Source organism: Mesorhizobium sp. M8A.F.Ca.ET.181.01.1.1 (assembly GCF_004792025.1).
Classification (GTDB): Bacteria; Pseudomonadota; Alphaproteobacteria; order Rhizobiales; family Rhizobiaceae; genus Mesorhizobium.
This window is the reverse complement of record NZ_SRTV01000002.1, coordinates 118,851-138,018: the sequence shown is the minus strand read 5'-3', so window position 1 is coordinate 138,018 and position 19,168 is coordinate 118,851. Positions and strand designations below refer to the sequence as shown.

The 19,168-nt window shown below is 63.2% G+C and carries 20 protein-coding genes; 14 read left to right on the top strand and 6 right to left on the bottom strand.

What is annotated here, in order from left to right:
- Window positions 1–22: 22 nt before the first annotated feature.
- The 6 genes from EN824_RS08935 to EN824_RS08910 all read left to right on the top strand — a co-directional run bounded on the left by EN824_RS08935 (window position 23) and on the right by EN824_RS08910 (window position 6,689).
- Window positions 23–676: a TetR/AcrR family transcriptional regulator gene (locus EN824_RS08935; protein ID WP_135932160.1), complete on the top strand. Its 654-nt coding sequence runs from the start codon at window positions 23–25 to the stop codon at window positions 674–676.
- A complete protein-coding gene (locus EN824_RS08930) occupies window positions 645–1,808 on the top strand; it encodes an isovaleryl-CoA dehydrogenase (RefSeq protein ID WP_135932159.1) in 1,164 nt (387 codons plus the stop codon). The genes EN824_RS08935 and EN824_RS08930 overlap by 32 nt, the downstream gene beginning before the upstream one ends.
- 1 nt (window position 1,809) lies before the next feature.
- A complete protein-coding gene (locus EN824_RS08925; RefSeq protein WP_127871369.1) occupies window positions 1,810–3,417 on the top strand; it encodes a carboxyl transferase domain-containing protein in 1,608 nt (535 codons plus the stop codon).
- A gap of 2 nt (window positions 3,418–3,419) precedes the next feature.
- On the top strand, window positions 3,420–3,950 hold the full coding sequence (locus EN824_RS08920; protein WP_135915308.1) for an O-acetyl-ADP-ribose deacetylase: 531 nt from the start codon (window positions 3,420–3,422) through the stop codon (window positions 3,948–3,950).
- A 120-nt stretch (window positions 3,951–4,070) separates the two neighbouring features.
- Window positions 4,071–4,535 (top strand): hypothetical protein, encoded by a 465-nt coding sequence (locus EN824_RS08915; protein WP_127871367.1) that lies wholly within the window; start codon window positions 4,071–4,073, stop codon window positions 4,533–4,535.
- Between the two features lie 168 nt (window positions 4,536–4,703).
- Window positions 4,704–6,689: an acetyl/propionyl/methylcrotonyl-CoA carboxylase subunit alpha gene (locus EN824_RS08910; protein ID WP_135932158.1), complete on the top strand. Its 1,986-nt coding sequence runs from the start codon at window positions 4,704–4,706 to the stop codon at window positions 6,687–6,689.
- Window positions 6,690–6,872: 183 nt separating this feature from the next.
- Here the strand turns inward: EN824_RS08910 and EN824_RS08905 are convergent, their stop codons facing one another.
- On the bottom strand, window positions 6,873–7,994 hold the full coding sequence (locus tag EN824_RS08905) for a branched-chain amino acid ABC transporter substrate-binding protein (RefSeq protein WP_127281159.1): 1,122 nt from the start codon (window positions 7,992–7,994) through the stop codon (window positions 6,873–6,875).
- Window positions 7,995–8,426: 432 nt separating this feature from the next.
- Window positions 8,427–8,693 carry a sel1 repeat family protein gene (locus EN824_RS08900; protein WP_010915070.1) on the bottom strand — a complete coding sequence of 89 codons (267 nt, stop codon included), beginning with the start codon at window positions 8,691–8,693 and terminating at the stop codon, window positions 8,427–8,429.
- Window positions 8,694–9,131: 438 nt separating this feature from the next.
- On the opposite strand from EN824_RS08900, the gene EN824_RS08895 reads away from it, so the two are divergent.
- From EN824_RS08895 to EN824_RS08880, 5 genes are all read left to right on the top strand, one after another.
- Window positions 9,132–9,473: a DUF2147 domain-containing protein gene (locus EN824_RS08895; RefSeq protein ID WP_127871364.1), complete on the top strand. Its 342-nt coding sequence runs from the start codon at window positions 9,132–9,134 to the stop codon at window positions 9,471–9,473.
- Between the two features lie 212 nt (window positions 9,474–9,685).
- Entirely contained in the window at window positions 9,686–9,841 is a 156-nt protein-coding gene (locus EN824_RS35145) for a hypothetical protein (RefSeq protein ID WP_189522146.1), read from the top strand.
- Between the two features lie 39 nt (window positions 9,842–9,880).
- Complete coding sequence (locus EN824_RS08890; protein WP_127871363.1) at window positions 9,881–10,075, top strand: hypothetical protein; 195 nt, start codon at window positions 9,881–9,883, stop codon at window positions 10,073–10,075.
- 116 nt (window positions 10,076–10,191) lie between these two features.
- The gene (locus tag EN824_RS08885; RefSeq protein ID WP_245520716.1) at window positions 10,192–11,652 is read left to right on the top strand and encodes an AMP nucleosidase; all 1,461 of its coding nucleotides are present in this window, start codon (window positions 10,192–10,194) and stop codon (window positions 11,650–11,652) included.
- 135 nt (window positions 11,653–11,787) lie between these two features.
- Window positions 11,788–12,798, top strand: coding sequence for an endonuclease/exonuclease/phosphatase family protein (locus tag EN824_RS08880; protein WP_245520975.1), 1,011 nt, complete (start codon window positions 11,788–11,790; stop codon window positions 12,796–12,798).
- A gap of 53 nt (window positions 12,799–12,851) precedes the next feature.
- On the opposite strand, the gene EN824_RS08875 is transcribed toward EN824_RS08880, so the two are convergent.
- Window positions 12,852–13,448, bottom strand: coding sequence for a DUF922 domain-containing protein (locus EN824_RS08875; protein ID WP_135932156.1), 597 nt, complete (start codon window positions 13,446–13,448; stop codon window positions 12,852–12,854).
- A 141-nt stretch (window positions 13,449–13,589) separates the two neighbouring features.
- Complete coding sequence (locus tag EN824_RS08870; RefSeq protein WP_135932155.1) at window positions 13,590–15,269, bottom strand: electron transfer flavoprotein-ubiquinone oxidoreductase; 1,680 nt, start codon at window positions 15,267–15,269, stop codon at window positions 13,590–13,592.
- Between the two features lie 220 nt (window positions 15,270–15,489).
- Between EN824_RS08870 and EN824_RS08865 the strand changes: the two genes are divergently transcribed.
- The 3 genes from EN824_RS08865 (at window position 15,490) to EN824_RS08855 (ending at window position 17,932) form a co-directional block, all read left to right on the top strand.
- Window positions 15,490–16,134 (top strand): hypothetical protein, encoded by a 645-nt coding sequence (locus EN824_RS08865; protein ID WP_135932154.1) that lies wholly within the window; start codon window positions 15,490–15,492, stop codon window positions 16,132–16,134.
- Between the two features lie 61 nt (window positions 16,135–16,195).
- Window positions 16,196–17,065, top strand: coding sequence for a uracil-DNA glycosylase (locus EN824_RS08860; RefSeq protein WP_127278147.1), 870 nt, complete (start codon window positions 16,196–16,198; stop codon window positions 17,063–17,065).
- Between the two features lie 54 nt (window positions 17,066–17,119).
- A complete protein-coding gene (locus EN824_RS08855; RefSeq protein WP_135863713.1) occupies window positions 17,120–17,932 on the top strand; it encodes a helix-turn-helix transcriptional regulator in 813 nt (270 codons plus the stop codon).
- Here the strand turns inward: EN824_RS08855 and EN824_RS08850 are convergent, their stop codons facing one another.
- Together EN824_RS08850 and EN824_RS36540 are read right to left on the bottom strand one after the other, a co-directional pair.
- Window positions 17,933–18,898 carry a DMT family transporter gene (locus tag EN824_RS08850; RefSeq protein WP_135863711.1) on the bottom strand — a complete coding sequence of 322 codons (966 nt, stop codon included), beginning with the start codon at window positions 18,896–18,898 and terminating at the stop codon, window positions 17,933–17,935. It abuts the gene before it with no gap.
- Entirely contained in the window at window positions 18,895–19,020 is a 126-nt protein-coding gene (locus tag EN824_RS36540) for a hypothetical protein (RefSeq protein ID WP_272483014.1), read from the bottom strand. Before EN824_RS36540 ends, EN824_RS08850 begins: the two co-directional genes overlap by 4 nt.
- Window positions 19,021–19,168: the final 148 nt, after the last annotated feature.

Here is a 19,168-nt window from a genome sequence, read left to right as displayed (position 1 = left end):
TACCGCCGTCAGCGAGGCGATGATGGCACGCACCACAGGATCAGACGGCGGGCGAACCGAGGCGGCAATCCGCGAAGCGGCGGTCAGCCTGATAGCGCGCCACGGCTATCAAGCGATGTCGATGCGCCAGTTGGCCGCCGAGGTCGGCGTCCAGGCAGCCGCGCTCTATCGCTATTTCCCGACCAAGGAAGAGCTGCTGTTCACACTGATGCGCGAGCATATGCAAGGACTTCGCGAAGCCTGGGAGCACTCCAGGCCGGCCGGCGCGGATCCGGCGCGGCAGCTTGCCGCCTATGTGCGCAACCACATCGCCTTTCATATCGAACGCCGCCACGCCACGCATGTGTCGAACATGGAATTGCGCAGCCTGTCGCCCGGCAGGCTGACGCAGATCCTGCGCATGCGCACGGCCTACGAAAAGGAACTGCGTTCGATCCTGCGCGATGGCGCCGAGGCGGGTATTTTCAGCGTCGAGGACACCGGCCTGACGGCCATGGCGCTGATCCAGATGATGACCGGCGTCATTGTCTGGTTCCGGCCGGGCGAGCGATTGTCGATCGCTGAAGTCACGGCAACATATCTTTCGATGACAATGCGCCTGGTCGCCGCGAAGATCGATGGGGTCATGCGGCAGGAGGAACGGCATGTACACGAACACGCTCAGCTTCGGGCATGACGAGGACATCGAGGCGCTGCGCGACCTGGTCCGGCGCTTCGCGCAGGACAGGATCGCTCCGCTCGCAGCCGACATCGACCGGGAGAACGAATTCCCCGCCCATCTGTGGCACGAACTCGGCGCGCTCGGCCTGCTCGGCATAACCGCCGATCCCGATTTCGGCGGCAGCGGCATGGGCTATCTCGCCCACGTGATCGCGGTCGAGGAGATTTCGCGCGCCTCGGCATCGGTCGGCCTCTCCTATGGCGCCCACTCCAATCTCTGCGTCAACCAGATCAACCGTTGGGCAACACAGGCACAGAAGGAAAAATACCTGCCGCCGCTGTGTTCGGGCGAGCATGTCGGTGCGCTCGCCATGTCGGAGCCCGGCGCCGGCTCCGACGTGGTGTCGCTCAAGCTGCGCGCCGATAAGCGCAATGACCGTTATGTGCTCAACGGCACCAAGATGTGGATCACCAACGGTCCGGACGCCGAAACGCTGGTCGTCTACGCCAAGACCGACCCGGAACGGCAATCGCGCGGCATCACTGCCTTCATCGTCGAAAAGGCGATGCCGGGGTTTTCGGTGGCGCAGAAGCTCGACAAGCTCGGCATGCGAGGCTCCAACACCGGCGAACTGGTCTTTTCGGATGTCGAGGTACCGTTCGACAATGTGCTGCACGAGGAAGGACGCGGCGTCGAGGTGCTGATGTCTGGGCTCGACTATGAGCGCACCGTGCTTGCCGGCGGGCCGATCGGCCTGATGGCGGCGTGCCTCGACGTGGCGATCCCCTATGTTCACGAGCGCAAGCAGTTCGGCCAGCCGATCGGGGAATTCCAGCTCGTGCAAGGCAAGCTTGCCGACATGTATACGGCGATGAACGCAGCGCGCGCCTACGTCTACGCCGTCGCCGCCGCCTGCGACCGCGGCCAGACCAGCCGTAAGGATGCCGCCGGCTGCGTGCTGTTTGCCGCCGAGAAAGCGACGCAGATGGCGCTCGACGCCATCCAGCTGCTTGGCGGCAACGGCTATATCAACGACTATCCGACCGGCCGGCTGCTGCGCGACGCCAAGCTCTACGAGATCGGGGCCGGCACCAGCGAAATCCGCCGCTGGCTGATCGGCCGCGAAATCATGGCGGAGGGAGCGTAGCATGGCCACGCTGCAAACCCAGATTTCTCCTTCCTCCGAGACCTTCCGTGCCAATGCCGAGCGCATGAGGGCTCTGGTTGCCGACATCGCCGAAAAGGCCACGGCCGTCGAGCGGGGCGGCTCGGACGAGGCACGCGAGCGCCATGTCGGCCGTGGCAAGCTGTTGCCGCGCGAACGCCTGGCGCAATTGCTGGACACCGGTTCGCCTTTCCTCGAGATCGGCCAGTTCGCGGCCTGGTCGATGTATGGCGAGGAGATTTCGTCGGCCGGCCTGATCGCCGGCATCGGCCGTGTCGAGGGCACCGAGGTGATGGTCGTCGTCAACGACGCCACCGTGAAGGGCGGCACCTATTATCCGCTGACGGTGAAGAAGCATCTGCGGGCGCAGGAGATCGCACTGCAAAACAACCTGCCTTGCGTCTATCTGGTCGACAGCGGCGGCGCCAATCTGCCCAACCAGGACGAGGTGTTTCCCGACCGCGAGCATTTCGGCCGCATCTTCTACAACCAGGCCAACATGTCGGCGGCCGGCATCCCGCAGATCGCCTGCGTCATGGGTTCCTGCACGGCTGGCGGCGCCTATGTGCCGGCGATGTCGGACGAGACGATCATGGTGCGCAACCAGGCGACCATCTTCCTCGGCGGACCGCCGCTGGTGAAGGCGGCCACCGGCGAGGATGTCAGCGCCGAGGATCTGGGCGGCGCTGATGTGCACACCCGGCTTTCCGGTGTCGCCGATCACTATGCACTGGACGACGAACACGCGCTCGCCATTTGCCGGCGCATCATCAAGAACCTGAATCGGAACAAAGCTGTAAGCCTGAAGTTACAGAAAGCGATTCCGCCGCTTCATCCGGCGGATGAGCTTTACGGCATCGTCCCGACCGATCTGCGCCAGCCCTATGACGTGCGCGAGGTGATCGCGCGCGTCGTCGACGGCTCCGAATTCGATGAGTTCAAGCAGAACTACGGCACGACGCTGATCACCGGCTTTGCCCATCTCCACGGCATGCCGGTCGGCATCATCGCCAACAATGGCGTGCTGTTTTCCGAGAGCGCGCTGAAGGGCGCGCACTTCATCGAATTGTGCTGCCAGCGCAAGATCCCGCTGGTTTTCCTGCAGAACATCACCGGCTTCATGGTCGGCAGGAAATACGAGGCGGGCGGCATCGCCAAGGACGGCGCCAAGCTGGTGATGGCGGTTGCGACCGCCAGGGTGCCCAAGGTGACCGTCATCGTCGGCGGTTCGTTCGGGGCCGGCAATTACGGCATGTGCGGCCGCGCCTACTCACCTCGCTTCCTGTGGATGTGGCCCAACGCCCGCATCTCGGTGATGGGCGGCGAGCAGGCGGCGACGGTGCTAGCCATGGTCAAGCGCGAAGGCATCGAGCGCAAGGGCGGGGAATGGACCGCCGAGGAGGAGGCGAAATTCAAGAAGCCGATCCTGATGAAGTACGAGCATGAAGGCCACCCGCTCTATTCCTCGGCAAGGCTCTGGGATGACGGTATCATCGATCCGGCCCGGACACGCGAGGTGCTGGCGCTCAGCCTGTCGGCCGCGCTCAACGCCGAGATCGAGGAGACACGCTTCGGTGTGTTCAGGATGTGATGATGAGCGCCACGGGCGACCGGATCAGCGTTCACACCGGCGACATCACCAAGCTGGCGGTCGATGCCATCGTCAACGCCGCCAACTCCTCGCTGCTCGGTGGCGGCGGGGTCGACGGAGCCATTCACCGCGCCGCCGGGCCGGAACTCGAATTCGAATGTCGCATGCTCAATGGCTGCAAGACGGGCGATGCAAAGCTGACCAAGGGTTATCGGCTGCCGGCCCGCCATATCATCCATACGGTCGGGCCGGTTTGGCAGGGTGGCGGCAAGGGTGAGGCAGAACTGCTCGCCTCCTGCTACCAGCGCTCGCTCGAAATCGCTTTTGCCAATGACTGCCGGACAATTGCCTTTCCAGCAATCTCGACTGGTGTCTACCGGTATCCGAAGGCTGAAGCGACTGCGATCGCGGTCCGAACGGTCGGCAGCTTCCTTGCACGGAACACATCGCCGGAAACCGTTACTTTCTGCTGCTTCGATGAGCCGACTTCAGAACTATACCGAAGAGCCATTGCTGCTCTGGGGGAAAGTTGAACTGTATGGACCAATCGATTCATCATCATAGCCAAATGAAAATTTCTACCGGCGAACTGGCGGCGGCACCGAATGTTCGCTATTGCTCACACTGGGTTGGGCAATTGGGCTGGGGTGAAAATGGTTCGGAAATATTGTCGCAAGTCGGCAGCGTCGATACTTGCAGGATTACTAATGTTCTCGGCGACTGGCATGAGCAGGGCCAAATCGCTTGCAGGCAGGAAAGACCACGTTCGTTTCCCGGTGCTGACCGGACTGCTTGTCGTAACGACAGTCGCCGCCGCGACGGCGGGTTCACTGGCGGGAAGCAAGGGAGACGTGCATTTTCCACCGACCATGGGCTCGGATCCGAAGAGCGAATGCAACGTGGCGTACAAAGCCTATATCGCGGCGGGCGGTCATTCGGCCTACGCCACGACCTTTTATTCGCGCGTTGTCGACCTCTACATCATCTGCGGGACGAAGCTCAACGCGCCGTCCCAGAAGGCCGCGGAAGAAATGGCGCTGCGCAACTGCCAGGCCGGCTTGACACGGTGGAAGCTCAAGACCGCGAGCGGCGGCTGCGCCATCTCGGCGTCGAAGTAGGCAGGGCCGAACGCCAGCTGGAGCACTCCCTTGGTAAGGGAGAGGTCGAGGGAACGTCTGCCAGCATAGGTCGGCAGGACAGCGTGCCTCTCGTGGGGGATATGTCCACTGAGGCGAGCGCGAAGCAAGGCCTGCGTCGCTCGAAGCAAATTCGCCGCTGGAGGCTCCATGTTTAGCAAGATCCTGATCGCCAATCGGGGCGAGATCGCTTGCCGCGTCATCCGCACCGCCCGCAAGCTCGGCGTGCACACCGTCGCCGTCTATTCGGATGCCGACGCGAGATCCCTGCATGTCGAAATGGCCGACGAGGCGGTCCATATCGGCCCCTCGCCTGTCGGCGAGAGCTATCTGCGCGGCGACAGGATCGTCGCGGCAGCACTTGCGACGGGTGCCGAAGCGATCCATCCGGGCTATGGCTTCCTCTCGGAAAACCCTGACTTCGTCGATCAGGTCACAGCCGCAGGGCTCACCTTCATTGGCCCATCGGCCGCTTCGATCCGCGCCATGGGGCTCAAGGACGCCGCCAAGCGGCTGATGGAGAAAGCCGGCGTTCCGGTCGTGCCGGGCTATCATGGCGAGGCGCAGGAGATCGTGCTGCTTGCCTCGAAAGCCCGCGAGATCGGATATCCCGTGCTGATCAAGGCGCGTGCCGGCGGCGGCGGCAAGGGCATGCGGCGCGTCGAGCATCCCGATGATTTTTCCGAGGCGCTGTCCAGCGCCCGGCGCGAAGCCAAGGCCGCCTTCGGCGACGACCGCGTGCTGGTCGAAAAATACGTCGACAAGCCACGGCATATCGAAGTGCAGGTGTTCGGCGACAATTTCGGCAATGCCGTGCATCTCTACGAACGCGACTGCTCGGCGCAACGCCGCCACCAGAAGGTGATCGAGGAGACCCCCGCCCCCGGCATGACGCCGGCCTTGCGCAAGGCGATGACGGAGGCGGCGGTGAAGGCCGCCAAGGCGATCAACTATTCCGGCGCCGGCACCATCGAGCTCATCGTCGACGCCTCGCAAGGCCTCAAGGCCGACCGCTTCTGGTTCATGGAAATGAACACCCGCCTGCAGGTCGAGCATCCGGTCACCGAGATGGTCACCGGCACCGATCTCGTCGAGTGGCAGTTGCGCGTCGCCAGCGGCGAAAAACTACCGAAGACACAAAGCGAGATCGCGCTTTGCGGCCATGCCTTCGAGGCGCGCATCTATGCAGAGGACGCGGCCAAGGGGTTTCTGCCGGCGACGGGCACGCTGCACCACCTGAAATTTCCGGGCGTTGCCCCCGAGGGTGCCGCGATGCGCATCGAGACCGGCGTGCGGGCTGGCGATGCCATCTCGCCCTATTACGACCCCATGATCGCGAAGCTGGTCGTCCATTCCGGGGACAGGCAGGCGGCGCTGGAGGCGCTCCGCACCGCGCTCGCGCAAATCGAGATTGCCGGCTCCACCGTCAACGCCGCTTTTCTTGCCGCTCTTGCCGCCGATCCGGATTTTGCGGCGGGCGACGTCGATACCGGCCTGATCGGCAGACACCAGGAGATGCTGACGGCGGTCGCGCCGCCGACCGGCGAAGTCATCTCGGCTGCCGCGTTGGCCGCCTCGGGTGCCGGAGCATTGCCGTCGTCGGACGACCCCTGGTCGTCGCTTGCCGGCTATGCGCATTTCCACGGGGTTGCGCGGCGCATGCGGCTGAAGTTCGGCGACGAGGCCATCCTGGCCAAGGTTTCAATGCGGCCGGACGGACGCTTTCAGGTGGCGCTCGATGCGCCGTATGACAGCACCAATTCGCATGACCTTCGGGCCGTTCCCCGCCTCGCCCGCTGGCCTGGCCACATCACCGTGTTCGAAGGCGCTGTCGCCTATACTTTCACCGTGCCGGATCCCCTGGCCAGGAGCGATGAAGCCGCTGCCGCCTCCGGCAGCCTGCGCGCGCCGATGCCGGGTCTCGTCAAGCTTGTGCGCGTGGCGAAAGGCGACGCCGTGATCAAGGGACAAATTCTGCTGATCCTCGAAGCGATGAAGATGGAGCACACCATCGCCGCCCCGCATGACGGGGTGATCGCCGAGATCGCCGGGGAAGGGTCACAGGTCACCGACGGGGCGGTGCTGGTGGGGTTCATCGAGGACCAGAACGCGTCGACCGCCGCCACCGGCCGATAGCCGGAGCGCATCGCGGACCGCAAACAGAAATGGCCGGGAAGAACCCGGCCATTTCCTTGGACTAGAGCGGTTCAGAGTTTGATAGAATCTCTGACCCGCTCTAACTTCTTGTTTTTACGCAATTCTGGACGGAAAACCGCTACACACTTTTCCTAGAATTGCTCTAGCCGATCGTCGGAGCGATTACTGCGCGATCGGCGCGTACTTGCCGTCATGCCACTGGTTGATGTCATAGCTGGCATTTTTGAGGTCGCCCTTCTCGTCGAAGGTGACGTCGCCGACAACGGTGCTGATCGGCGTGCCGTTCTTCAACGCTTCGGCAACCTTGGCCGGATCGTCGCTGCCGGCACGCTTGATGCCTTCGGCGAAAGCCTGGACTACGGCGTAGGAGAACAGCGTGAAGCCTTCCGGCACGAAGCCGCCGGCCTTGATCTTCTCGACGGCCGCCTTGGCTTCCGGCTTTGCCTGCGGATCCGACGGGAACACGAACATGGTGCCCTCGCCGGCCGGGCCGGCAACCTGCCAGAACTCCGGCGAGGCGATCGAGTCCGGCATGATCAGCTGGAACTTCAGGTTCTGTTCGGCCGACTGACGCAGGATCAGGCCAGCCTCAGGATGGTAGCCACCGAAATAGACGACATCGGCCTTGAGATCCTTCAGCTTGGTGACAAGCGCCGAATAGTCCTTCTCGCCGGGGTTGATGGCGTCATAGTAGACTTCCTTGAGGCCACCGGTATTCATGGTTGCCCTGACGGCGTCAGCCACGCCCTGACCGTAGGCGCTCTTGTCGTGCAGGATGACCACATTCTTGCCGGCATACTTCTTGGCGATCCATGGGCCGATGAAGGCGCCCTGTGCGTCGTCACGCGTATAAAGACGCATGATCGTCGGCCAGCCGGACTTGGCCGCGGCGTCGGTCAGCACCGGGTTCGAAGAGGCCGGGCTCATCATCAGCGCACCGGCTTCGGCATAGACGGCCGAGGCCGGAATGCTCGAACCCGAGCAGGCATGACCGTCGATGAACTTGACGCCGTTGGCGATGATGCGGTTGGCGACCGAAACGGCCTGCTTGGGGTCGCACTGGTCGTCCTCGATGTCGAGCTTGATCATCGAGCCGTTGACGCCGCCCGCGGCGTTGATGGCATCGGCCGCGGCCTGTGCGCCCTGCTTGAACTGATCGCCGATGGTCGCGAGTTGTCCGGTCATCGGGCCGACCACCGATACGGTGATGTCGTCGGCGAATGCGACAGGCGCGCTCATCATCAGGCCGAAAATGGCCGCGCTCAAAATACTCATTTTTTTCATGACAATAGAACTCCTCCACTAACGCGCGGCCGCCCCGGCCGCGCTTCTTCCAGAGAGGCGGGACAATTTCATCCTTCACCGGGCCTGTCTAGGCGCATTGGCGCCGCTCGATTGGGCCTGCGCGGTCTCATCCACGCAAAAAGCCACGCCAGCCTTGTTCCGGCTGGTCGTGGCTTTTTGCCTGTCAGGCTGTTTCCCCGGCGCCCCCCGCGCTGTGAACCCAACCCACCTTCCCTGTCTTCCTGTTGGCCATGATCTTGCCGAAGCCCCGATTCCACTTTCGGGATCATGGTCCGTCGCGCGGCTTGGACCTGTCGGCCTGCCGCATTCTTTTTGTTGTTGGCCCGTGGCCTGGCTGTCTGCGCAGCCTTGTCCCTGTTGGCCCGACCGTCTTTTAGCGGTCTTGGCCGGAGCGTCCCCGTCTGGCGGGACTCAGTGCATCGTCATCCATTCGCGGGCTTCGCGCAGCGCCTTGGCGATCTCGACCTTCGACATGGCCGCCGAGAGTTCCGAGCGCAGTTCCGCGGCGCGGGCCGAACCCTTGATGGCGGCGATGTTGAACCATTTGTGGGCGGCAACGACATCGGTCTCGCAATCGCGACCGGTCGCATACATCATGCCCAGTTCGAAAAGAATGTCGGCCTGGGCAGTTGCCCCCATGGCGCCGAAGCCTGCTTCAAGCATTTCAAAACGTGCCATTTTAGTCCCCTGTCTGGCTCCCGAGAGCTGCCTCCGTTTGTCTTGTCCGGGGCGCTCTTTCGATGCTTTCGAGAATGCCGCGCAGGCTTGAATCCGTCGTTAAATGGCGTGCTTAATTTGAGGAAAACAAAGCTAAAACAAGAGGTAAACACGGAAATTCGTTAAGGATACGAAACCAGCAATTCGGCTGGTTTTCGCCAAATTTGACGAAAATTTTCGGGACCCCGATCAACACTCCGCTAACCACGGGAAACAAACACGACGCGGCGATCGTTTCCGTTTCCGTCCCGACAGAGCGAATTCAGCCGCTTTCAAAACGCCAAAGTCTTCCGTTGCGGCACCGCTTTTGTTTTGACGGAAGCTGGACTAGCTTACGTTTGCGTAAGCGGCAGACCGGCGAGGCGGGGCATCCGGCCGGCTATCCAAACGGAGGAAGACATGTTTCGAAAAGTGAGCCTGGCCCTGGCGGCCACTTTGATGCTGAGCGGCGCGGCATGGGCCGATCCGATCGAGGGCAACTGGAAAACGCAGGCAGGCGACACCGCGGCCATTTCAGGCGGCGATTCATTTTCCATTACGCTCAAGTCCGGTAAATATGCCGGCAAGACCATCGGATCGCTCAAGGCGGCCGGCGACAACAAATATACCGGCAACATCACCGATCCGGCAAACGACAAGACCTATTCCGGCAAGGCGACATTGGCTGGCACCTCGCTCAAGATGAGCGGTTGCGTGCTAGGCGGGCTGATCTGCAAGAGCCAGACCTGGCACAAGCTCTGATCGTCCATCTCCTTGCGATCTCAAAACGGGGCCCGGCGGGCCTCGTTTTCGTTTTATCGACGCGCTGACCGTGACCCTCGATGTCCGTTCGGGCCGACGGCAACCCAGCCAATGTCCCGTCAATCAATTTGAACCGCAGATGAACGCCGGCATCAGAGCCGGTTCAGAGGCGTCAGGGCATTCTCCTGCTTGTTGAAGGAGACACGGACCCAATGCTTGCTCGCCGCTTCACCATCGTCTGCCTGCTGATGAGCCTGTTTGGGATGTTCTTCGCCATCCTCGTCGCCGAAGCGGCCCGGTCCCCCCGCTCCTGGGACGAAGCCGCCAGAATGTGCCACCTCGGGTGCCCGACCAACCTTCGCCACTGAAACAGAGAACCAGACCTCGAAAAGAAAAGCACAGACATCATGAACCGCATCGCCGCCAACCTCGCCAAGACCCTCCGGCTCCTGCCGAGGGCGGCGCTTATCCTGGTGCTCCTGGCCGCTCCGGTCCTGGCGGTGCCGATGATGCGCGCCGATGCCGGCTCGACGATCGAGGCGCCGGCGCTCAGAAAGTCCGGCGTCGGGTTCGTGCTGCTGGTCAGCCTGCAGCGGGGTTGAAGAAAAATGGCGCTTTGAGCGCCTTCGGCGGCGAGCCCCCTCCCAACCGCCTCCCCAAGTCTCTATATTGAGTCATGGAAAAGCGAATCTACCCCCAAGCCATCGAATCAGTCGTCATGCCCGAGCCTTTTGGCCGGCAAAGCTTCGACAATGCCGAAAAGGCCGTTACCGCGCTGAAGGTGCTTTACAACCGCAACACCAAGTTCCTTCGCGATTCCTTCGCAGCCCTTGCCGCCGGCGGCGACAGCAGCAAGCGCTGCCGGGCCTTCTACCCCGAGATCGGCGTCACCACGAGTTCGTTCACCCAGGTCGACTCGCGCCAGGCCTATGGCCACATGCCGACGCCCGGCCATTTCGCCACCACGGTGACCCAGCCGGACCTGTTCGAGACCTACCTCATCGAGCAGCTTCGGCTGATCATGCGCAATCACGGCGTGTCGGTGACCGTCTCGGAATCGACCACGCCGATTCCCCTGCATTTCGCTTTCCTGGAAGGCACCTATGTGGACGGCGCCGCTGCCGAGCGCATCAAGCGGCCGATCCGCGACCTGTTCGACGTGCCGGATCTCGACGGTACCGACGATCAGATCGCCAACGGCACGTTCGAGGTCGCCTTCGGCGAGCCCCGGCCGCTGGCGCCGTTCACGGCGCAGCGCATCGACTATTCACTGCACCGCATGACGCACTACACCGCAACCAGCCCGCAGCATTTCCAGAACTTCGTGCTGTTCACCAACTATCAGTTCTACATCGACGAGTTCGTCGCCCGCGCCCGCGACCTGATGGAAAAGGGGGGCGACGGCTACACAGAATTTGTCGAACCCGGCAACGTCATCACCCGGGCCGGGCAGAGTGCGCCCAGCGAAGGCGTAGCACCACAGCGCCTGCCGCAGATGCCGGCCTACCATCTGAAGAAGCCCAACCATGGCGGCATCACCATGGTCAATATCGGCGTGGGTCCTTCCAACGCCAAGACCATCACCGACCATATCGCGGTGCTTCGGCCACATGCCTGGGTGATGCTTGGTCACTGCGCCGGGCTGCGCAACACTCAGGCGCTGGGTGATTATGTGCTGGCGCATGCCTATGTGCGCGAGGATCACGTGCTGGACGACGATCTGCCGGTCTGGGTGCCGATCCCGCCATTGGCAGAGATCCAGGTTGCGCTGCAGGAGGCAGTCGCCGAGGTCACCGGCCTGTCGGGCTATGATCTGAAGCGCATCATGCGCACCGGCACCGTGGCCACCATCGACAACCGCAACTGGGAACTGCGCGACCAGCGCGGACCGGTGCAGCGCCTGTCACAGTCGCGCGCGATCGCGCTCGATATGGAATCGGCCACGATCGCCGCCAATGGTTTCCGCTTCCGGGTGCCCTATGGCACGCTGCTGTGCGTTTCCGACAAGCCGCTGCATGGCGAGTTGAAATTGCCTGGGATGGCGACCGAGTTCTACAAACGCCAGGTGGCGCAGCACCTGACCATCGGCATCAGGGCGATGGAGAAGCTGGCCGAGATGCCGATGGAGCGGCTGCATTCGCGCAAGCTCAGGAGCTTTTCGGAGACAGCGTTCCAGTAGGCGGTCGTGCGAAGCCTCGGCGAGGCAATTGGTCGTCTTGCTCAGGCCGTAATTTGGCGGACAAGCAAAATCGAACGGATCGGCAGGCGGCATTCGGCAGACACGACCTCAATGACAACAGGCGCGCGCTTGAACATGACGGCTGGGCTGGTATTCCTGGCGATAACGGTATTGTCGGCCGCTTTGTTGGCCGGGTTTTTCGGCGCGCTGCACCCCGCTTTCGATTCCTTCTCGCATTTCCGCATTCACTTCAGTGTGCTGATGGCGCTTCTGGCGCTGCCGCTGCTTGCGAGTTCCTACCGGCTGCAGGCGGCCGCGGCACTGCTCTTCGCCATCGCCTGCCTGGCCACGACGGCAAACGCACTGCCCAGGTTGTGGCCGCAGCCAGCAGTTGCCAAGCCCGCCGACCAGATCGTCTACAGCCTGCTGCAGATGAACCTGCGCTTCAACAACCCGACGCCGAAGAAAGTGCTCTCACTGATCGGCCGCACCAATCCTGATGTGATCACCCTCGACGAAGTGTCGGCGATGTGGACGACCGAGCTTGGCTACATCGCCAGCGCCTACCCGTACCGTATCCTCTGCCCCTACCCGAACGGCATGTTCGGCGTGGCGCTGCTGTCGCGCCGGCCGTTTGCCGCCGACACCGCGCCGCGTTGCGAGCCGCGCGGCGCGATGGCGACCGCCACCATCGACTTTGGCGGGAGCGATGTCGATGTCGCCGCGATCCATTTGAGCTGGCCCTGGCCGAAGGAGCAATACTGGCAGATCGGTGAACTGGCGCAGCCACTGGCCGCGCTCGGCGAGACCGCGATCCTGGCCGGCGACTGCAACGCCGTGCCCTGGAGTGCGGCGGTGCGGCGGGTCGCGGCGCTCGGCGGGCTGACACTGATGCCTTCAGCCGGCCCGACCTGGATCCACCGCACACTGCCCGACTTCCTGCGCCGCTATGCGGGCCTGCCGATCGACCAGGTGTTCAGCAAGGGCGGGCTGAAGATCCTGTCATCGACGCGGCTGGAGGATACCGGCTCCGACCATCTGCCGGTGCTGGTCGAATTTACGGTTCGATCGGATCAGAAGCAGCCCGAGGATGGGCACGCCACGGCGCTCGCGGCGAGCGGCTTGTCAGCCAAGCCGCAGGGCTGACTTACACGCGCCGCGCAGCGCAGAAGCGTCGAGATGGCGAATGGATTGCGCGTTCAAGGTTTCCCGATCAAGGCAGCGATCAGATGTTCGACATGGCCGCCATCGCTATGCTCGCGCCGGTCGAAAGCGTTTTGCCTGGCCTCATATTCCGCATAGACGGTCTTGATGCGAAGCCGAGCCTCGCGGCGCATCTTGTCGCATGATGGGTCGTTGGCAACCCGCAGGCCGGCTATCGACCGTTCCGTAGCGCGCATCATCTTCCTGGCGATGCGCCCATGCGTTTCCTCATGGGCGCGAACACCGGCGAAAAATCTGTTCCACCGCCTTTTCAGCGCCGGCGTCATGGGCGAACCAACGCGAGGGAAGGTGTAGAACAGATTGAGCGTGCCGTTGACCCGCCGCAGCCGGCAGAAGCCGTTGTCCTGCCCCCCGCCGAGATCCCAGTCGACGGTATAGGCAGTTGTGGCGATGGCATGCGTCATGAAGCCATGCTTGGGACCCTTGCTGTCCATCGCCTCGATGAAGGCCGTACCCGAGCTTCCCTTGATGTCGTAGGTCCGAGTCTGGACGATTGCCCTGGTGCCAGCCCAGGCCTCCGGCGCACACAGTGTTCCGATGACGATGAGGCATGTCAGAACTGTCCGGCGCATCGGCCTTCTCCTTGTCCCTGGAGAAGGGAACCACAAGCCGGTGATCGTTTCAACGGTTCTGCTGTGCTGCATGCCCGCGCAGCCAGCACTCCGCGGCGTTTTTTCTGCCGCCGCGCCCTGGACAGCCCGGCGGCTCAGGGGTCACATGCCCTGGTAGACCGGTCCTTCACCGCCTTGCGGCGGCACCCAGTTGATGTTCTGGTTCGGGTCCTTGATGTCGCAGGTCTTGCAGTGGACGCAGTTCTGCGCGTTGATGACGAAGCGCACGTCCTTGGCCTGCGGATCGGCGGCGGCATTGCCATCCTTGTCCACCCACTCATAGACGCCCGCTGGGCAATAACGCGTGGAAGGCCCGGCGAAGACATCGTGCTCCGACCGCTGCTGCAGCGCCATGTCGCCGACGATGAGGTGCACCGGCTCGTTTTCCTCGTGATTGGTGTTGGATAGAAACACCGAGGACAGGCGATCGAAGGTGAGTACGCCATCCGGCTTCGGATAGGCGATCTTCTTGTGCTGGGCGGCAGGCTCGAGCGTCGCATAGTCGGCCTTGCCATGCTTTAGCGTGCCGAAGGGCGAGACGCCGAACAGCGTGTTCAGCCACATGTCGAGGCCGCCGAGGCCGACGCCGATGATGGTGCCGAAACGCGACCAGAGCGGCTTGACGTTGCGCACCTTCTTCAGGTCCTTGCCGATGTCGGTCGCCCGCCAGGCTTCCTCGTAGGCGGAAAGCTCGTCATTGGCACGGCCGGCGCCGATCGCCTCGGCGACATGATCGGCCGCCAGCATCCCAGACAGCACCGCATTGTGGGAGCCCTTGATGCGCGGCACGTTGACGAAGCCGGCCGCACATCCCATCAGCGCACCGCCCGGGAAAGACAATTTCGGCACCGACTGCCAGCCGCCCTCTGTTATGGCGCGCGCGCCGTAGCCCAGGCGCTTGGCGCCCTCAAACGTGCCTGCGATCGCCGGATGGGTCTTGAAGCGCTGGAATTCCTCGAAGGGCGACAGATAGGGGTTCTTGTAATTGAGGTGGAGGACGAAGCCGACGGCCACCTGGTTGTCCTCCAGATGATACAGGAACGAACCGCCGCCGGTCTTCATGTCGAGCGGCCAGCCGAAGGAATGCTGAACCAGACCCGGCCGATGGTTCTCCGGCTTGACCTGCCAGAGTTCCTTGAGGCCGATGCCGTATTTGCCCGGTTCGCGGCCATCGGAGAGGTTATATTTAGCGATCAGCTGCTTGGAGAGCGAACCGCGCGCGCCCTCGCCGATCAGCACATATTTGCCCATCAGCGCCATGCCCGGCGCGAAGCCCGGACCGTGCGTGCCGTCCTTCTCGACGCCCATGTCGCCGGTAACGACGCCAGTGACGGCGCCTTCTTCATTGTAGAGCAGGCCGGCGGCGGCAAAGCCTGGATAGATTTCGACGCCAAGCGCCTCGGCCTTGCCAGCCAGCCAGCGGCAGACGTTACCCAGCGAGACGATGTAGTTGCCGTGGTTGTTCATCAGCGGCGGCATCAGGATGTTGGGCAGGCGGAACGAACCGGCGGGGCCGAGCACCAGGAAATGGTCCGCCGTGACCGGCGTCTTGAAGGGATGACCATCCTCCTCGCGCCAGCCGGGCAGAAGCCGGTCGATGCCGATCGGATCGACCACGGCGCCCGACAGGATATGGGCGCCGACCTCGCCGCCTTTTTCCAGCACGACGACGGAAAGCTCGGGATTGACCTGCTTGAGGCGGATGGCCGCGGCAAGGCCGGCCGGTCCGGCACCGACGATGACCACGTCGAATTCCATGCTTTCGCGTTCGATATCGCTCATCAACCCCTCCGCACTGGCTTGCCGCCGTTGGCGTATCTTGCTGGCTCCTGCGCTGCATAGCGCATCAATTGGCGACAGGAAACCGGCGCATACGTGACAATGCGGATTTGGCCAAAAAGTCGCGCATTCCGCGGCAGCCAAGCCGTTTCGGCGCGGCACGGCCCCTCAAGCTTGCGTTTTCTATTGTTCGACGGCTTGCTTATCGGCCATACTTCCCGCCATGCGCATTCCCGGGCCAGGCGGCTTCTCTTCGACGCGCTTTCCATCAACGCCCGGCCGGGCCTGCCGGGCGGTTATTTTGGTCCTTCTGGCGTTGGCGCCGGGCCATGCCGTCGCAGATGAAGTGAAGGTCTGGGCTACAGGCGCGTACTCATTCTCCGACGAGCTTGGCGGTTTCCGCATCACCGGAGCCTCCGGCATCGGAACCAAGGACGATCCGCTTGTCATCACCGAAGAGCTGAATTCGGCGACACCCGTGACGCTGACCATCCGCACTACAAAGCCGATCCAGACATTCGGCAAGGCTGGAGAGTTTGCCAACGGCATCATGTATATGCGCCTTGAGGTGCTCAACAACAGCGGCCAGGCCTGGATCGAGTTCCAGTTCGAGCTGCAGGAAATACTGGATCAGCCAAGCGTGTTCGGGGACGGGCTTTCGTTCGACCAGCGCAACAAGACGCCGGACAATATCTGGTCGAGCAATTTCGCCGATTTCGACCGCGACTTCGAACCCTATGACCGGCTGCTGTTCAAAAACGGCAAGGTGGACCCGTTGAAGACCGCCAGCTTCGAGTTCCTGATGACCGACTACACGCCGCGATGGACCTTCTATCTCGTGCAGGATCCACGCATACCCACAGGCTAGACCGTCGCGAACCGCCTTCGCCGAGGTTGCAAATTGACGCCGCCCGGACGATGGTGCGGCCATGACTGCCGCCTCTCCCAACAATCCGGTCGATTTCGCCGATCTGCTCGCCTTCTATGCCAGCGTGGGTGTGGACGAGGCTCTGGAGGATGCGCCGGTAAACCGGTTCTCGGAGGCCGCGCCGAAGCCGGCGGAGCGCATGCCGACCACGACGCCACGCGAAAGCAGCGCACCGGAGCCGCCCGTGGCTCCGCCGCGCCTCGATGGGCGCGCCGTGCCGGATGCTCCGGCCCCGCGCCCGCCGACCTCGGCCGTGCCAGACGAGGCGCAGGCGGCGCTGGCGCGCCAACTGGCGACCGCGGCAGTGTCCCTGGACGAACTGCGCCAGCACATGGCCGCTTTCGAGGGCTGCAATCTCAAGGCGACCGCCAAGAACCTCGTATTCGCCGACGGCAACCCGCAAGCCGCTGTCATGCTGGTCGGTGAAGCCCCCGGCCGTGACGAGGACATTGAAGGCCTGCCCTTCGTCGGCCGCTCGGGCCGCCTGCTCGACCGCATGCTGGCCGCGATCGGCCTTGACCGCAACTCAGCCTACATCGCCAATGTCATTCCCTGGCGGCCACCCGGCAACCGCACGCCGACGCCGCACGAGACGGAAATCTGCCGGCCGTTCATCGAGCGTCAGATCGAACTGGTCAATCCCAAGGTGCTGATCAATCTCGGCGGTCCATCGGCCAAGACCTTGCTCAACACCTCGGAAGGTATCCTGCGGCTGCGCGGCAACTGGCGCGTCCACACCACGGCGTCCGGCATTGCCATTCCGGCCATGCCGACATTGCATCCGGCCTATCTCTTGCGGACGCCCGCGCACAAGAAGCTGGCATGGCGGGACTTTCTCGAGGTGAAGGCGAAGCTGCGGGCGCTCGGCTAGCGATGACCTCGCAGGTAATTGAAATGCCTTCAGCGTCGGCCTAGTCATGCGGCCATGACAAGCTCGCAGACCTCCGCCGGCAGTCTCATCCGCGAATGGCGCACGCGCCGCCGCATGAGCCAGCTCGACCTCGCCGTGGAGGCCGAAATTTCGCAGCGGCATCTCTCCTTCGTCGAAAGCGGACGCGCCGCACCCTCGCGCGACATGGTGCTGCATCTGGCCGAGCAACTGGCGATCCCGCTGCGGCAACGCAACCAGTTGCTGCTGGCCGCGGGCTTTGCGCCCAGCTTCGGCGAACGGCCGCTCACCGATACGACGCTGGCGCCGGCGATGGCGGCGGTCGAGACCGTACTCAAGGGGCATGAGCCATTTCCGGCGCTGGCGGTGGACCGGCACTGGAACCTGGTTTTGGCGAATGCCGCGATCGCCCCTTTCCTTGCCGATGTCGGCGAGGCTTCGCTGCTGACACCACCGGTCAACGTGCTTCGCCTCAGCCTGCACCCCGGCGGCATCGCGCCACGCATCGTCAACCTGCAGGAATGGCGCACGCACCTGATCGAGCGTCTCAAGCACCAGAACGATGCCACCGGCGATCCGGTGCTGGTCGAACTGGAGCGCGAACTGCGCGGCTATCCTTCAGGCCTCAAGGGCAGTCGGCCGGCGCCGGTCGAGCCGAATGCGATCGTCCATCCGCTGAGGCTTGCCCATGGCGATCAGGTGCTGTCGTTCATCAGCACCATCACGGTCTTCGGCACACCGCTGGATGTGACCTTGTCGGAACTGGCGATCGAATCCTTTTTCCCGGCCGATGAGCAGACACGGGCGGCGCTGGTACGCCTGGCAAAGGAGCGGTCGGAACGGTCCTGATCACCCCTGCGGCAGGGCCGCCTTGCGGGTGCGGGTGCGTTCCAGACCCAGTTGCCGTTCGCGCCAGATGATGAAGATGCCGGCGGCCACCACGATCGCACCACCGACCAGCGTGCCGGACGAGGTCACGTCACCGAAAACGAGATAGCCAACCACGATCCCAAGGATCATGGAGGTGTATTCGAAAGGCGCCACGACCGAGGCTTCGGCATGGCGATAGGCCGCGGTCATCAAGATCTGGCCGAGGCCGCCACAACAGCCTGCCATGATGAGCAGCGCGGCTTGCGTTGGCGTCAGCGATTGCCAGCCGAAGGGCAGCGTCAGCAGCGAGAGCACACTTGCCGTCGACGAGAACCACAGCACGATGGTGGCGGTCTTCTCCGTCTGCACGAGATTGCGCACGAGCAGCATGGCGACAGCCGAGATTGCCGCGGCCATCAGCGCGGCCATGACGCCCAGCACCTCCTGGTCGTCGAGCCCTTCATCCGAATTGAGCAGCGTCAGCTCCGGCCAGGAAATGATGAGCACGCCAATGAGGCCGATCGCGACGGCGCTCCAGCGATAGACGCGGATCGTCTCGCCAAGGAAGACCGAGGAGAACACCACGACCAGCAGCGGTTGTGCATAGTTCAGGGTGATCGCCTCAGGCAACGGCAGCCTGGTAAGCGCGAAAAAGCCGAGCCCCATGGCACCGACGCCGACGACGCCACGCGCGATGTGGTTGAAGGGACGCTTCGTGGCGAAAGCGGTGGCCAGATGCCCTTTCAATGCCAGGAAGGCGATGATCGGGAAGATGGCGAAGAAGGAACGGAAGAAGACGATCTGGCCGGCTGGCACGTCGCCTGCCGCCTTGATGCAGGTTTGCATGCCGACAAAGACCGTCACGGAGACGATCTTCAGCACGATGCCTCTCAGCGTGCCGTGGCCGCCCGTCGTCTCTGGTTGCGCCCCGGCCCCTGATGTCACTTCGGCAATGCATCTCTGCCCGCCGTCGAGGGCACGTTGCGGGTCTCGAAATGGCAGAACGGGAGATCGTCGGCGCGCCGAACGGAAGCGCCCATCCCGAATTTCGGTGTGACGGCGGTCATGACTGCCTCGCGACGACGAAAGGAAGGCCTGAATTAGGCTCTGCCGCAGTTTTGTCGAGGGTGTGTTTCGTGTAAAGAGCGCGGACTTTGAATTTTTTGGACCAGTCAAACCATGTCCGGTCCCCGGAAAAGACAGGAAAAGCCAGGG

Excerpts from the sequence above, each read along its gene's own strand:
- EN824_RS08935 (WP_135932160.1), top strand. The coding sequence starts at position 23 with ATGGCACGCACCACAGGATCAGACGGCGGGCGAACCGAGGCGGCAATC.
- EN824_RS08930 (WP_135932159.1), top strand. The coding sequence starts at position 645 with ATGTACACGAACACGCTCAGCTTCGGGCATGACGAGGACATCGAGGCG.
- EN824_RS08925 (WP_127871369.1), top strand. The coding sequence starts at position 1,810 with ATGGCCACGCTGCAAACCCAGATTTCTCCTTCCTCCGAGACCTTCCGT.
- EN824_RS08920 (WP_135915308.1), top strand. The coding sequence starts at position 3,420 with ATGAGCGCCACGGGCGACCGGATCAGCGTTCACACCGGCGACATCACC.
- EN824_RS08915 (WP_127871367.1), top strand. The coding sequence starts at position 4,071 with ATGGTTCGGAAATATTGTCGCAAGTCGGCAGCGTCGATACTTGCAGGA.
- EN824_RS08910 (WP_135932158.1), top strand. The coding sequence starts at position 4,704 with ATGTTTAGCAAGATCCTGATCGCCAATCGGGGCGAGATCGCTTGCCGC.
- EN824_RS08905 (WP_127281159.1), bottom strand. The coding sequence starts at position 7,994 with ATGAAAAAAATGAGTATTTTGAGCGCGGCCATTTTCGGCCTGATGATG.
- EN824_RS08900 (WP_010915070.1), bottom strand. The coding sequence starts at position 8,693 with ATGGCACGTTTTGAAATGCTTGAAGCAGGCTTCGGCGCCATGGGGGCA.
- EN824_RS08895 (WP_127871364.1), top strand. The coding sequence starts at position 9,132 with ATGTTTCGAAAAGTGAGCCTGGCCCTGGCGGCCACTTTGATGCTGAGC.
- EN824_RS35145 (WP_189522146.1), top strand. The coding sequence starts at position 9,686 with ATGCTTGCTCGCCGCTTCACCATCGTCTGCCTGCTGATGAGCCTGTTT.
- EN824_RS08890 (WP_127871363.1), top strand. The coding sequence starts at position 9,881 with ATGAACCGCATCGCCGCCAACCTCGCCAAGACCCTCCGGCTCCTGCCG.
- EN824_RS08885 (WP_245520716.1), top strand. The coding sequence starts at position 10,192 with ATGCCCGAGCCTTTTGGCCGGCAAAGCTTCGACAATGCCGAAAAGGCC.
- EN824_RS08880 (WP_245520975.1), top strand. The coding sequence starts at position 11,788 with ATGACGGCTGGGCTGGTATTCCTGGCGATAACGGTATTGTCGGCCGCT.
- EN824_RS08875 (WP_135932156.1), bottom strand. The coding sequence starts at position 13,448 with ATGCGCCGGACAGTTCTGACATGCCTCATCGTCATCGGAACACTGTGT.
- EN824_RS08870 (WP_135932155.1), bottom strand. The coding sequence starts at position 15,269 with ATGAGCGATATCGAACGCGAAAGCATGGAATTCGACGTGGTCATCGTC.
- EN824_RS08865 (WP_135932154.1), top strand. The coding sequence starts at position 15,490 with ATGCGCATTCCCGGGCCAGGCGGCTTCTCTTCGACGCGCTTTCCATCA.
- EN824_RS08860 (WP_127278147.1), top strand. The coding sequence starts at position 16,196 with ATGACTGCCGCCTCTCCCAACAATCCGGTCGATTTCGCCGATCTGCTC.
- EN824_RS08855 (WP_135863713.1), top strand. The coding sequence starts at position 17,120 with ATGACAAGCTCGCAGACCTCCGCCGGCAGTCTCATCCGCGAATGGCGC.
- EN824_RS36540 (WP_272483014.1), bottom strand. The coding sequence starts at position 19,020 with ATGACCGCCGTCACACCGAAATTCGGGATGGGCGCTTCCGTTCGGCGC.